The organism is Cupriavidus sp. MP-37 (assembly GCF_020618415.1).
In the GTDB taxonomy this organism is placed as follows: domain Bacteria; phylum Pseudomonadota; class Gammaproteobacteria; order Burkholderiales; family Burkholderiaceae; genus Cupriavidus.
Window position 1 is genome coordinate 2,786,479 of the sequence record NZ_CP085344.1, and the last position, 13,722, is coordinate 2,800,200.

Below are 13,722 nucleotides of genomic sequence, written 5' to 3' on the forward strand. Positions count from 1 at the left end.
ATGACGGTGCATGACGCCTGCCTGGCGTTGGACGGGCACCGTGGCGCAGTTGGCGAGTGCTAACGTGCCAGCCTGGTGGCCGCGCCAGATTAAGCAGGCGCTTAAACCCGGATTCGAATGCATGTAAATCCGTACATTCAATGATTAAGGCCCGCGCCCCGCGGCACTACGGTGGAAGATGGCCGCGGTCCCGCCCGACGACCCGGCCCTGGCATTTCCCGGACCCACACAAAAGGAAGGAGAAACCATGCCGTACGCTGCCGACCCCAACGCATCCCCCGCCGAGCCGCAGCCGCAGCCGCGCGCCACCCCGGCCTGGCGCCAGCGCCGTGGCAAGCTGGCCCTGGCGGCGCTGGCGCTGACCCTGGGCGCCTGCGGCGGCGGCGACGATCCCCCGCCTCCGCCCCCGCCACCGCCGGTCACGCCCACCGCCGGCTGCGAGCTCGACGGCAGCACCGGCGGCCAGGCCGTGGTGCTGCCGGGCGACCCCAACGCGCCGGAGCAGGCGACCGGCTACGCGCCCAAGGTCACGGTCTACAGCAAGACCTATATGGCCGTGACCAACAACCCGGTCTCGACCAAGGCGGCGTGCGACGTGCTGAAGGCCGGCGGCACCGCCATCGACGCCGCCGTGGCGGCGCAGATGGTGCTGAACCTGGTCGAGCCGCAATCGTCCGGCATCGGCGGCGGCGCCTTCATCCTGCACTACGACGCGGCAACCCGGCAGGTCACCGCCTACGACGGCCGCGAGACCGCGCCGGCCGCCGCCGACGAGAACTACCTGCGCTGGAAGTCCGCGGCCGACCAGACCGCGCCGCTGCCCAACCCCCAGCGCAGCGGCCGCTCGATCGGCACCCCCGGCACGCTGCGCGTGCTCGAGCTGGCCCACCGCGACTACGGCAAGACCGCCTGGAAGGAACTGTTCGCGCCGGCGATCAGGCTGGCCACCGACGGCTTCGCGATCCCGCCGCGCATGGCCGCCGCGATCTCCGACAGCGCCACCGTCGCCAACATCAAGCGCGATCCGGAAATGGCCGCCTACTTCCTGAATCCCGACGGCACCCCGCGCGCAGTCAACACCGTGCTGCGCAACCCCGCGCTGGCGGCGGTCTTCAGCGCCGTCGCCGCCGACGGCGCCGACGCCTTCTACAAGAACGGCCCGATCGCGCAGGCCATCGTCGCCAAGATCCAGACCACCTACGACGGCAATACCACGCCGGGCGTGACCGCGCTGGACGACCTGGCCAACTACCAGGCCAAGAAGCGCACGCCGGTGTGCACCACCTACCGGCAGTATGAGGTGTGCGGCATGCCGCCGCCGTCTTCGGGCGGGATCGCGGTGGCGCAGATCCTGGGCATCGTCGAGAACTTCGACATGGCCGCGCACAAGCCCACGCTGGTCGACCAGAACGGCGGCCGGCCCAGTGTGCTGGGCGCCCACCTGATGGGCGAGGCCGGGCACCTGGCCTATGCCGACCGCAACAAGTACGTCGCCGACACCGACTTCATCCCGTTGCCCGGCGGCACCTGGGACACCATGCTGAACAAGCCCTACCTGAGCCAGCGCGCCAGCCTGATCAGCACCACCGGCTCGATGGTCACGCCGGTGGCGGCGGGCAACCTCGGCGACGTGCCGCTGGCGCCGTCGATGGTGCAGGAGCGCGGCACCACGCACCTGTCGCTGCATGACAAGTACGGCAACGTGGTGGCGATGACCACCACCATCGAGGCCGGCCTGGGCTCGTACCACATGACCAACGGCTTCCTGCTCAACAACGAACTGACCGACTTCAATGCCGATCCTGCGCCGGGCGGCGTGCTGGTGGCCAACCGGCTGCAGCCGGGCAAGCGCCCGCGCAGCTCGATGGCGCCGACGCTGGTGTTCAAGCGCAACGGCGACGGCTCGCGCGACTTCTACATGACCACCGGCTCGCCGGGCGGCGCCACCATCATCCAGTTCGTCGCCAAGACCCTGGTGGCTTCGCTGGACTGGGGCCTGGATGCGCAGCAGGCGGTGTCGATGATCGACTTCGGCGGCTCCAACGGCGCCGGCTCGGCCATGATCGTCGGCGGCGAGCATCCCAACGTCGACACCAGCGCGCCGGCCGGCGGCCTGCCGGGCGACAACGACCCGCTGGTCAGGGGCCTGCGCAACCTCGGCCACACCGTCAACACCGCGGCGCAGTCGAGCGGGCTGAGCGCGATCATCCGCACCACCATCGGCGGCTCGGCGGTGCTGGTGGGCGGTGCCGATCCGCGCCGTGAAGGGGTCGTGCTGGGGGATACGTTCAAGCCCTGACGAAGCCGCGACCAAAGAAAAAGGGGCCCCGCAGGGCCCCTTTTTTCGATGCCAGGACGCCAGTCCTTACATCACCATCATGTTGGCGTTCAGGTTGTGCATGATCCACAGCGAACCCGCCACCACGATCACCAGGATCAGCGCCGTGAACAGCAGCGCGATCACGTTGCTGCGCTGTTCGGACGACGAGTCCAGGTGCAGGAAGTACTTCAGGTGCACGATCATCTGGACCACGGCCATGCCCAGGATGGTCCACAGGATGGTGCCCTTGTCCATGGTGCCGTCCATCACGATCTTGAACGGGATCACGGTCAGGATCACCGCCAGGATGAAGCCGATCGCGTAGCCCTTGAAGCTGGCGTGGCCGCCAGCGTGGCTGTCGTGCGCGTGCGAGTCGTGGGCGCCGTGCGCCGCCGGTGCGTTGTGTTGTGCCATCACAGATGTCCCATCAGGTAGACCACGGTAAACACGCCGATCCAGACCACGTCCAGGAAGTGCCAGAACAGCGACAGGCACATCAGGCGCTTGCTGAGCGTCGGGGTAATGCCCTTCTTGCCCAGCTGCCACATCAGCACGATCATCCACAGCATGCCGCTGGCGACGTGCAGGCCGTGGGTGCCGACCAGCGTGAAGAACGACGACAGGAACGCGCTGCGGCCCGGGCCGGCGCCTTCGGCGATCAGGTGGTGGAACTCATTGATTTCCATCGCCATGAACGCCAGGCCGAGCAGGAAGGTGATGCCGAGCCAGGTCTGCACGTGCTTGAGGCTGCGGTTCTGCAGCGAGATCATCGCCATGCCGTACGTGATCGACGAGAACAGCAGGATGAAGGTCTCCACCAGCACGTAGTTGAGCTCGAACAGCTCCTTCGCCGACGGGCCGCCTGCCACTTCGCCGCGCAGCACGGCGAAGGCCGCGAACAGCCCGGCGAAGATGATGCAGTCGCTCATCAGGTAGATCCAGAAGCCATACACCGTATTGGCACTGGTATCGTGGTGCGCATGGTCATGCGCGTCGGCGAGGGCCGATGCGCCTGCCTGCGCGGGGATGCGGTCTAGGACTTGAGTCGACATGGTTCTCAGGCTTGCGAAGCAATGCGCTGCAGATGGCGCGTTTCGATCTGCTCGACCTCGGTGGCCGGCACGTAGTAGTCGATATGGTCGTCGTTGCTGCGGTGGATGAACGCCCAGATCATGCCCACCAGGCCAACGATGGCCAGCCACCAGATATGCCAGGTCAGGGCAAAGCCGAACACCAGGCTGAAGGCGCCGATGATGAAGCCCGCGCCCGTGTTCTTGGGCATGTGGATCTTCTCGTAGCCTTCGGTCGGCAGGGTCTCGCCGCGGGCCTTCATGTCGGCGAACGCGTCCAGGTCACGCACCACCGGGGTGTGCGCGAAGTTGTAGAACGGCGGCGGCGACGAGGTGGCCCACTCCAGCGTGCGGCCGCCCCACGGGTCGCCGGTCACGTCGGCCAGCTGCTTGCGGTCGCGGATCGAGACGACGATCTGCAGCACCTGGAAGAAGATGCCCAGCGCGACGAACACCACGCCCACCACGGCCAGGTACAGCCACGGCGTCCAGGCCGGGTTGTCGGTGTGGTTCAGGCGGCGCGTCATGCCCATCAGGCCCAGCACGTACAACGGCATGAAGGCGAAGTAGAAGCCCACCAGCCAGCACCAGAACGAAGCCTTGCCCAGGCGCTCGTTCAGCTTGAAGCCGAACGCCTTCGGCCACCAGTAGGTGATGCCGGCCAGGTAGCCGAACAGCACGCCGCCGATGATCACGTTGTGGAAGTGGGCGATCAGGAACAGGCTGTTGTGCAGCACGAAGTCGGCCGCCGGCACCGCCATCAGCACGCCGGTCATGCCGCCGATCACGAAGGTGATCATGAAGCCCAGGGTCCACAGCACCGGCGAGGTCATCTGCACGCGGCCGCGGTACATGGTGAACAGCCAGTTGAAGATCTTCACCCCGGTCGGGATGGAGATGATCATGGTGGTGATGCCGAAGAACGCGTTGACGTTGGCGCCCGAGCCCATCGTGAAGAAGTGGTGCAGCCACACGATGAACGACAGCACCATGATCGCGGCGGTCGCGTACACCATGCCCTTGTAGCCGAACAGCTTCTTGCCCGAGAACGTGGCGATGACTTCAGAGAAGATGCCGAACGCCGGCAGGATCAGGATGTACACCTCGGGGTGACCCCAGATCCAGATCAGGTTCACGTACATCATGGCGTTGCCGCCACCGTCGTTCGTGAAGAAGTGCATGCCGAGGTAGCGGTCCAGGCCCAGCAGCGCCAGGGTCACGGTCAGCACCGGGAAGGCGGCGACGATCAGCACGTTGGTGCACAGCGCGGTCCAGGTGAACACCGGCATGCGCATCAGCGTCATGCCAGGCGCGCGCATGCGCAGGATCGTCACCAGGAAGTTCACGCCGGTCAGCAAGGTGCCAAGCCCCGAGATCTGCAAGCTCCAGAGGTAGTAGTCCACCCCTACGCCAGGGCTGTAGTCGATGCCCGACAGCGGCGGGTACGCCAGCCAGCCGGTCTTGGCGAACTCGCCGACGCCCAGCGAGATGTTGACCAGCATGGCGCCCGCCACGAACAGCCAGAACGACAGCGTGTTCAGGAACGGGAAGGCCACGTCGCGCGCGCCGATCTGCAGCGGCACGACCAGGTTCATCAGGCCGGTCATCAGCGGCATGGCCACGAAGAAGATCATGATCACGCCGTGGGCGGTGAAGATCTGGTCGTAGTGCTCGGGCGGCAGCACGCCGGTGGCGCCGTTGGTGGCCAGCGCCAGCTGGGTGCGCATCATGACCGCGTCGGCGAAGCCGCGCAGCAGCATGATCAGCGCCACCAGGCAGTACATCACGCCGATCTTCTTGTGGTCGACGGACGTGAACCACTCGTTCCAGAGGTAGCCCCACTTCTTGAAATACGTGATCGCGCCCAGCAGCGCGGCACCGCCCACGGCGACACCGGCCAGCACGACCATGATGATCGGCTCATGAAACGGAATCGCCGACAAACTCAACTTGCCAAACATCATTGCTCCCAGGATTACGCGCCTGCCGGCAGCGCGGCCGGCGTGGTCAAGGACAGCTGCTCTTCACCGAGGGTGTTGCGCGACGTGCAGATCGGGCCGCCCTTGAACCCGTCGGCGGCCAGTGCGGCGCCGCCGTGGCCCATGTACTTGTGCAGGATGTGGCGGAACAGCTGGTCTTCCACCTTGCCGTAGTACGCGACCGGCTCCTTCTCGCTCGGTTGTGCCAGCGTCTGGTAGCCATCGACGCCCAGTTCGGTCGACGAGGCGCGAACCTTGGCCACCCACTGGTCGAACTCGTAGTTCGACATGGCGATGGCCTTGAACTTCATGCCCGAGAAGCCGCCGCCGCTGTAGTTGGCGGACACGCCGTCATAGCTGCCGGCTTCGTTGGCGATCAGGTGGAGCTTGGTTTCCATCCCGGCCATGGCGTACACCTGGCTGCCCAGTTGCGGGATGAAGAACGAATTCATGATCGAATCCGAGGTGATCTTGAAGTTCACCGGGGTGTCGACCGGGAAGGCGATCTGGTTGACGGTGGCGATCTTCAGTTCCGGATAGATGAACAGCCACTTCCAGTTCAGCGCCACCACTTCGACCGTGACCGGCTTCTTGCTCGATTCCAGCGGCTTGTACGGGTCGAGGTCGTGCGAGGACTTCCAGGTGATGATGCCCAGCGCGATGATGATCAGGCAGGGAATCAGCCACACCACCACTTCGATGGCGGTCGAGTGCGACCAGTCGGGTTCATAGCGTGCCGAGGTATTGCTGGCGCGGTACTTCCAGGCGAACACCAGCGTCAGCACGATCACCGGCACCACCACCAGCAGCATCAGCCAGGTGGCGATCAGGATGATGCCTTTGATGTCGACGCCGACCTGCCCCTTCGGGTCGAGCAGCGTCATGTTGCAGCCGGCGAGCAGGAGCAGGCCAAGGCAAGGCAGGAACCGCGTCCACCGCGGCAGTATGGGTTTCTTCATGTCACGACTGGTTTGGTTACACCGCGCTTTGGGCAAAAGCGTGGCTAAACCGCCTGATGCTCGCGCAAGAGGCGTGGGGCTATGGGAAAACCGGAAGGACGTGTCCTTAGCTGGCGTTGCGGTCGGGCGGCGGATCTAACGCCGAAGGACCATGCGGCCTTGCAACGCCATGAACACGGAAGGACAACTGACTGCGCGCGCTGCAGGCCCTGTGGGACCTTGCCGGCGCTGCGGCACCTGGTGGCCGAAACCGCGAACGGTCCCGGCTCAGTACAGCGGCCGGGTAGCGTTGGAATACGAGGCTTTTGCGCCTCCCGACGGACCTGCCATCAGGGCAGGCGCAGTTTTCGGCCGGGGAGCGCAACACGTAAAACATCGTGGGCGCGACTGTACCGCAACGCAACATTAGGGGTAAACCCAACGCCACGGAACACACTGTTCATTTAAACGGACAATCAGCAGCTTGGTGCACTGCGCCGTCTTTGATCCACGTCAACATCACAAAAACGCAGTTAAATATGCAGAAAGCCGCGCTTTGCGCGGCTTCCCGGGGTGCGACACAACGCTGTGGCATATTGTCGCAGTGCCGCAAGCGGCGCCGCAACTTAGCCGTAGCGGCGGGTAATGGACTCGGCAATGCACACCGGCCGCTCGCTGCCCTCGCGCTCCACCGTAACCTCCCAGGTGGACTGCGCGCCGACCAGTTCGGGCGACTTCGGCAGCGGGTCAAGGCGCTCGACCTTGAGCAGCTTGATGCGCGCGCGCAGCTTGCTGCCCACCGGCACCGGTGCCGTGAAGCGCACCCGGTTCAGCCCGTAGTTGACGCCGATCTTGGACGGCATGCTGAGCGCGTTGTGCATGAACTTGGGCAGCAGCGACAGCGTCAGGAAGCCGTGGGCGATCGGGCCGCCATAGGGCGATTCCTTTTTCGCGCGCTCCACGTCGATGTGGATCCACTGGTGATCGCCGGTGGCCTCGGCGAACTGGTTGACCTGCTGCTGGGTCACCTCGATCCAGTCGCTGACCGCGACTTCCTGGCCCTGCAGCCCTTCCAGTTCTTCCAGCGTTGCGATGGTACGCATGTCAATCGTCTCCTCGTGACGGTTAAGTGTGGTTACGCCGGCCGGCGGCCGTACATGCCCATGCCCTTGACGGTGCACACCAGCTCGCCGCGCTGGTTGGTGGCCTCCCACTGGGTGTGCACGATGCCGCGGTCGGGCTTGGACTGCGACGGGCGGGTGTCGAGCACGTTCAGCACCACCGTCAGCGTGTCGCCGGCATAGACCGGCTTGAGCCAGCGGATCTCGTCGACGCCGGGCGAGCCCATGCTGGCCGACTTGCCGGTGGTGCTCAGCACCAGCAGGCGCATCATGATCGAGCATGTCATCCAGCCGCTCGAGATCAGCCCGCCGTAGATACTGTTGGCGGCGGCTTCCTTGTCGATATGGAACGGCTGCGGATCGTACTGGCGCGCGAAGTTCAGGATCTCTTCCTCGGTGACGAGGTAGGAGCCCAGCTCGCGCCGGCTGCCGACTTCAAAATCTTCGAAATACAGCATCGGTTGTCTACTCCGTTGTGGTTGGCCATGGCCTTGTGTTGAGGATGATCGCATGCCTGCCAGGACCGGATGTCCGTATTTGCCGAACCCGCCCCTAACATCTCGCAAAGAAAAAACCGCGCCAAGGCCTGGGGCCTATGGCGCGGTCAGGATGCTGGATGTAAGCCGCCGCCGCTGGCGGACGCTCCCCTCTCCCGCGAAGTGGGAGAGGGGTGGGGGTGAGGGCGGGAGCGTCGACGAAGTACCGTCCGTCGGTATGCCTGCGCCCGCCCTCACCCCCTGCCCCTCTCCCGCAAGCGGGCGAGGGGAGCAAACCAGCGGTGTGCATCGCTTCCCGGCAAACTGAGTCAGGCAGCTTCCTGGAACCCCGGCTGGGCGGCAAACCTGCCCAGGTGATGGTCCACGTCGCCGAAGGTAGTGTTGATCATGGTCAGCCGCTTGAACATGTGCGCGGCCGGCAGTTCGTTGGTCACGCCCATGCCGCCGTGGATCTGCACCGCCTCCTGGCCGACCGTGCGCGCGGCCTGCCCCACGCGCGCCTTGGCGGCGGACACGTAGCGGCGGCGCTGTTCCGGCGTCGCTTCCTCGAAGCGCGCCGCGGCCAGCAGCGTGATCGAGCGCGACTGCTCGGCGTGGATGAACATCTCGACCATGCGGTGCTGCAGCGCCTGGAAGCGCGCGATCGGCACGCCGAACTGCTGGCGCGTCTTGGCGTATTCGAGCGTCGCGGCGTTGAGCGTGTCCATCACGCCGACGGCCTCGGCACACAGCAGCACCGCGGCGTAGTCGGCCACCTGCTCGACCAGCGCGAAAGCCTTGCCGGCCTCGCCCAGCAATTGCGCCGGTGCGTCCTGGAAGGTGATATCGGCGGCGCGCAGGTTGTCGATGGTGCGGTAGTCCTTGATGCTGACGCCGGCACCCTTAGCATCCACCAGGAACAGCGAGATGCCATCCTGGTCGGCTTCGCCGCCGCTGCTGCGCGCCGACACGATCAGCCGGTCGGCCTGGCCGCCGTGCACCACCACGGTCTTGCGGCCGTTGAGCTTGCCGTCGCGGGCGGTGACGCGCACGTGGTTCAGCTCATAGCGCGCCTGCGGCTCGTTGAAGGCCACCGCCAGCTTCAGCTCGCCGCCGGCCACCTGCTCCAGCAGCGCGTCCTGGCCGCCGGCCAGGCCCAGGGCGTAGGCGCCCACCACGGTCGCGAGGTACGGCTCGACGATCAGGCCGCGGCCCAGTTCCTGCTGCACCACCATCATGTCGAGCGCCTTGCCGGCAAAGCCGCCCTGCGCTTCCGGCACCGGCAGCGCGGTCAGGCCGAGCTCGGCCAGCGCGCCCCATGCGGCCTCGCCATAGCCGGCGGCGCTCTCGTAGCGCTTCTTGCGCTCTTCGAAGCCATAGTCCTTGTCGATGAAACGGCGCACGGCGTCGGCCAGCTGCTTCTGTTCGTCGCTGAGATTGAAGTTCATGATGCGTGTCTCCTCACAGCCCCAGAATCATCTGGCTGATGATGTTCTTCTGAATTTCGTTGGACCCGCCGTAGATGGAGGTCTTGCGATAGTTGAAGTAGTACGCGGCCAGCGGCGCGGCGTCGTCGTAGCCGGTGACAGCGTGCTCGGTCTCGCACTCCAGGTACGCGGTGTCGAACGGCTGCGCGTACGGGCCGACCGCCTCGACCATCAGTTCGGTCAGCATTTGCTGGATCTCGGTGCCCTTGATCTTCAGCATCGAGGCCTCGGGGCCGGGGCCCTTGCCCGCCGCTTCGCTCGACACCACGCGCAGCACGGTGATCTCCAGCGCCATCAGTTCGATTTCCAGCGCGGCCACCTTGGCGCCGAACACCGGGTCTTCCAGCAACGGCTTGCCGTTCTTCTGCTGCTGGCGCGCCACGCGTTTGAGGAAGCCCAGCTCGCGCTTGGAATTGCCGACGCGGGCAATGCCGGTGCGCTCATGGCCGAGCAGGTACTTGGCGTAGGTCCAGCCCTTGTTCTCTTCGCCGACGCGGTTCTCGACCGGCACCTTGACGTTGTCGAAGAAGACTTCGTTCACCTCATGCTCTTCGTCGAGCATGATGATCGGGCGCACGGTGATGCCCGGGGTCTTCATGTCGATCAGCAGGAACGAGATGCCCTCCTGCTTCTTGGCCTCGGGATCGGTGCGCACCAGGCAGAAGATCATGTCGGCGTGCTGGCCGAGCGTGGTCCAGGTCTTCTGGCCGTTGACGATGTAATGCTTGCCGTCCGAAGTCAGCTCGGCGCGGGTCTTCAGCGAGGCCAGGTCGGAACCCGAGCCCGGCTCCGAATAGCCCTGGCACCACCAGTCGGTGCAGTCGAGGATGCGCGGCAGGTAGTACGACTTCTGCTGTTCGTTGCCGTACTTCATGATCACCGGCGCGACCATCGCCACGCCGAACGGCAGCACGCCGGGCGCGCCGACGCGGGCATTCTCTTCGTCCCAGATATGGCGCTGGGTGGCGTTCCAGCCGGTGCCGCCGTACTGCACCGGCCAGTGCGGCGCCGACCAGCCCTTGCCAGCCAGGATCTTGTGCCAGCGCACGAGGTCGTCGCGGTTCGGACGGCGGTGGTTGAGAATCTTGCTGCGGATGTCCGCCGGCAAGTTGGCTTCGAGCCAGCTACGCACTTCCTCGCGGAAGGCATCGTCGGACGCCGAGTAGTTGAGATCCATGCCCGTCTCCAGTGGTGCCGGCATGGCGCAGGCCGCCGGCGGTTTGTTCTGCCTGCGCGTCATGCGCCGACAGCAACGGGCACACGACGCAATTCAGTGAGCCGTCTGCTTCAGCGCATCCGGCACCACGAGCGGAAAGGTCTCGATGCCCTCCTCGGCCAGCGCCTGCACTTCTTCCGGCGAGGCCGAACCGCGGATGCCGCGTTCCGGCGCCTCGTCATAGTGCATGCGCCTTGCCTCCTCGGCAAAGCGGTCGCCAACGTCCTCGGTCTGCGCCAGCACCTGCTTCACTGCCTTCATATAGAGCGCTTGCAGTGTCACCGGTGCGGCGGCCGGCTGCGCCGGCCTGGACTTGCCCTCGCGCGCGGTCGCACCCGACAGGTTCAGGCGCGGCGCACTGGGCAGCCGGGTCACGGCGTGGTCGCCACAGACCGGGCATTGGACCAGGTCACGCGAGATTTGCGACTGCGCCTCTTCCTCCGAGGCAAACCAGCCCTCGAAACGATGGTCATGCGCGCAGCGCAGGTCGAGCACCTTCATGATCTTTCCAGCCCGTCAAAAGCTATATTATCCGCGAATCCAAATTTTGTGAACGGTCGTGCTAAATTTTTTAGAACGACCGTTCGGAACTCCGCTGCGGCGCCTTCGCCGCCCGGCTCACCATTGTGCTGTGCCATACGCCGGCATGGGTTGTTCGCCCGGCTGCCAAGCTCCCGAGATCACTTTTTCCAGCCAGAACGCCCCGATGATGGTCTTCACGTCGGTGATGCGGCCGCCGCGGACCCAGTCGATCACCTGTCCCGCCGGTGCAATGAAGGTTTCCAGGAACTCGCCGTCGTCGAGCTGCGCCTCGCCGTGCGTCAGGTCACGCGCCAGCAGGATATCGATGAACTCGGTCGAATACGAAATGACGGGATGGATGCGGGTCAGGTAGTCCCAGCGCGCGGCGCGGTAGCCGGTTTCCTCGAGCAGCTCGCGTTCGCCGCAGCGCTGCGCGCCCTCTTCGGGGTCGAGCTTGCCTGCCGGGAATTCGACCATCACCTCGCCCACCGGGTAGCGGAACTGGCGCTCCAGCAGCACGCTACCGTCGTCGAACAGCGGGATCATCATCACCGCGCCGGGATGGACCACGTACTCGCGCCCGGTCTGCTTGCCGTCGGGCAGCCTGACGATGTCCTGCTTGAGGGTAAGGAACTTGCCGCGATGGACCGTGGCCGACGCCACGCACACTTCCTTCAGTGCGTCGTCGTTCCCGGACAGGCCGGCGGATGCGGCGGGAAGTTGGGTACCGCGTTGGATCTTGTCGGTCATGGACGCTCCGGATCAGGCAGGGCCCGGCGCCGACAAGACCGGCTTCAGGCCGTTCGGTGTTTGACGAGGTATTGCCAGGTGAAGCCGGGGAAGGCAAACACCAGCATCATGCAGGCGGTGATGGCGTAGAACTGCCAGCCCTGCGCAAACGTGCCGCCCAGGTTGGCTTCCACCGCGAAGCCGGCTGCGCCGGCCACCGCGAACCAGACCACCAGTTCGAGCAGGCGCAGCCACAGCGGCTTGCGCGCCTGCCGCAGCGGGATCACCACGAACAGGCGCTGGTTGACGAACGGCAGGTTCGCACAGACCAGTGCCAGCAGGATGACAAACCAGCCGCTTGCGGAGGCGCTCATGTCGCGTGGCGGATCAGGAACCCAGGGTCGAGCGGATGGCCTGGTAGCACAGGTTCATCAGCGCGGCCGGGAACAGGCCCAGCAGGATCACGGCGGCGCCGTTCACGCTCAGCATCGAGCGCAGGCCGAAGGTGGCTTCCAGTTCCTCTTCGCCGGCGGGGGCGTCGAAGTACATCAGCTTGACGATGCGCAGGTAGTAGAACGCGCCGATCAGCGAGAACAGCACCGCTACCACCGCCAGCCACGTCATGCCGGCCTTGACCACCGCGTCGAGCACGGCCAGCTTGGCATAGAAGCCCACGGTCGGCGGGATGCCCGCCAGCGAGAACATCATCACCAGCATCAGGAAGGCAAACCACGGGTTGCGGCGCGACATGCCCTTCAGGTCTTCCAGGGTCTCGGCCTCGAAGCCCTTGCTGGTGCGCAGCAGGATGATGCCGAAGGTGCCCAGCGTGGTCAGCAGGTAGGTCACCGAGTAGAACATCGCCGAGCTGTAGGCATCGGCGGCGCCGTCCGCCTTGTTGGCGACCACGCCCGAGAGCAGGCCCAGCAGCACGAAGCCCATGTGCGAGATGGTCGAGTACGCCAGCATCCGCTTCAGGTTGCTCTGCACGATGGCGGTCAGGTTGCCGATCGCCAGCGAGATGATCGACAGCACCACCAGCATCATCTGCCAGTCGCCGGCCAGCGGCAGCAGGCCTTCCACCAGCACGCGGATGAACAGCGCGAACGCCGCCACCTTCGGGCCGCCGGCGATCAGCAGCGTCACCGCGGTCGGCGAGCCCTGGTAGATGTCCGGGATCCACATGTGGAACGGCGCGGCGCCCAGCTTGAACGACAGGCCGGCGACGATGAAGACCACGCCGAAGGCCAGCATGGTGGTGTTGATGCGGCCGGACTCGACCGCGCGGAACACCTCGCCCAGGTTCAGCGAGCCGGTGGCGCCGTACATCATCGAGATGCCGTACAGCAGGAAGCCCGAAGCCAGCGCGCCCAGCACGAAGTACTTCATTGCCGATTCGGAGGTCACGCGCGACTCGCGGCGCAGCGCCACCAGCGCGTACGACGACAGCGACAGCAGTTCCAGGCCCAGGTACAGGGTCAGGAAGTTGTTGCCGGTGATCATCACGATCTGGCCGCCCAGCGTGAACAGCGCCAGCATGTAGAACTCGCCGGCGAACATGTCGCGCTCGGCCAGGTAGCGGCGCGTATAGACCAGCGTGATGAACAGGCCGGCGGCGCAGAAGGCCGACAGCACGTTGGCCATCGGGTCGATCACGACCAGGTTGGCGAACGCGTAATGGGTCTCGCCGGTGGCGGCGTTCATGCCGAACCACACCGTCAGTACCAGCGTGGTCAGCAGCGACAGCGGATACGCCACGCTCTGCTTGCCCTTGCCCCGGGCCAGGTCGATCCAGTTGATCGCGGCGATGGCGATCGCCAGGAAGATGATCGGCGCCACGGGGGCGAGTGTCGAGGACGGTTGCATG

At 65.6% G+C, this 13,722-nt stretch carries 13 protein-coding genes; 1 reads left to right on the forward strand and 12 read right to left on the reverse strand.

Annotation, left to right across the window (positions count from 1 at the left end):
- The first annotated feature begins 247 nt into the window (after nucleotides 1-247).
- A complete protein-coding gene (locus LIN44_RS12855) occupies nucleotides 248-2,299 on the forward strand; it encodes a gamma-glutamyltransferase family protein (protein ID WP_227312404.1) in 2,052 nt (683 codons plus the stop codon).
- Between the two features lie 66 nt (nucleotides 2,300-2,365).
- Here LIN44_RS12855 and cyoD read toward each other — a convergent pair whose 3' ends face one another.
- The 12 genes from cyoD to nuoN form a co-directional block, all read right to left on the reverse strand.
- Nucleotides 2,366-2,734, reverse strand: coding sequence for a cytochrome o ubiquinol oxidase subunit IV (gene cyoD / locus LIN44_RS12860; protein ID WP_012352352.1), 369 nt, complete (start codon nucleotides 2,732-2,734; stop codon nucleotides 2,366-2,368).
- On the reverse strand, nucleotides 2,734-3,372 hold the full coding sequence (gene cyoC, locus LIN44_RS12865; RefSeq protein ID WP_227312405.1) for a cytochrome o ubiquinol oxidase subunit III: 639 nt from the start codon (nucleotides 3,370-3,372) through the stop codon (nucleotides 2,734-2,736). Before cyoC ends, cyoD begins: the two co-directional genes overlap by 1 nt.
- A gap of 5 nt (nucleotides 3,373-3,377) precedes the next feature.
- On the reverse strand, nucleotides 3,378-5,351 hold the full coding sequence (gene cyoB / locus LIN44_RS12870) for a cytochrome o ubiquinol oxidase subunit I (RefSeq protein WP_227314399.1): 1,974 nt from the start codon (nucleotides 5,349-5,351) through the stop codon (nucleotides 3,378-3,380).
- A 14-nt stretch (nucleotides 5,352-5,365) separates the two neighbouring features.
- On the reverse strand, nucleotides 5,366-6,328 hold the full coding sequence (gene cyoA, locus LIN44_RS12875; RefSeq protein ID WP_227312406.1) for a ubiquinol oxidase subunit II: 963 nt from the start codon (nucleotides 6,326-6,328) through the stop codon (nucleotides 5,366-5,368).
- 605 nt (nucleotides 6,329-6,933) lie between these two features.
- Nucleotides 6,934-7,410, reverse strand: a complete 477-nt coding sequence (locus LIN44_RS12880) for a MaoC family dehydratase (protein ID WP_062797794.1) — start codon at nucleotides 7,408-7,410, stop codon at nucleotides 6,934-6,936.
- A 32-nt stretch (nucleotides 7,411-7,442) separates the two neighbouring features.
- Nucleotides 7,443-7,886, reverse strand: coding sequence for a MaoC family dehydratase (locus LIN44_RS12885; RefSeq protein WP_227312407.1), 444 nt, complete (start codon nucleotides 7,884-7,886; stop codon nucleotides 7,443-7,445).
- Nucleotides 7,887-8,233: 347 nt separating this feature from the next.
- Nucleotides 8,234-9,352: an acyl-CoA dehydrogenase family protein gene (locus tag LIN44_RS12890; protein ID WP_227312408.1), complete on the reverse strand. Its 1,119-nt coding sequence runs from the start codon at nucleotides 9,350-9,352 to the stop codon at nucleotides 8,234-8,236.
- A 13-nt stretch (nucleotides 9,353-9,365) separates the two neighbouring features.
- Nucleotides 9,366-10,568 (reverse strand): acyl-CoA dehydrogenase family protein, encoded by a 1,203-nt coding sequence (locus LIN44_RS12895; RefSeq protein ID WP_227312409.1) that lies wholly within the window; start codon nucleotides 10,566-10,568, stop codon nucleotides 9,366-9,368.
- Nucleotides 10,569-10,661: 93 nt separating this feature from the next.
- Nucleotides 10,662-11,108, reverse strand: a complete 447-nt coding sequence (locus tag LIN44_RS12900; RefSeq protein ID WP_227312410.1) for a DUF1178 family protein — start codon at nucleotides 11,106-11,108, stop codon at nucleotides 10,662-10,664.
- A gap of 117 nt (nucleotides 11,109-11,225) precedes the next feature.
- The gene (locus tag LIN44_RS12905) at nucleotides 11,226-11,879 is read right to left on the reverse strand and encodes an NUDIX domain-containing protein (protein WP_227312411.1); all 654 of its coding nucleotides are present in this window, start codon (nucleotides 11,877-11,879) and stop codon (nucleotides 11,226-11,228) included.
- Between the two features lie 44 nt (nucleotides 11,880-11,923).
- Complete coding sequence (locus LIN44_RS12910; RefSeq protein ID WP_227312412.1) at nucleotides 11,924-12,232, reverse strand: DUF2818 family protein; 309 nt, start codon at nucleotides 12,230-12,232, stop codon at nucleotides 11,924-11,926.
- A 13-nt stretch (nucleotides 12,233-12,245) separates the two neighbouring features.
- Entirely contained in the window at nucleotides 12,246-13,721 is a 1,476-nt protein-coding gene (gene nuoN / locus LIN44_RS12915; protein WP_227312413.1) for an NADH-quinone oxidoreductase subunit NuoN, read from the reverse strand.
- Between the last annotated feature and the right edge of the window lies 1 nt (nucleotide 13,722).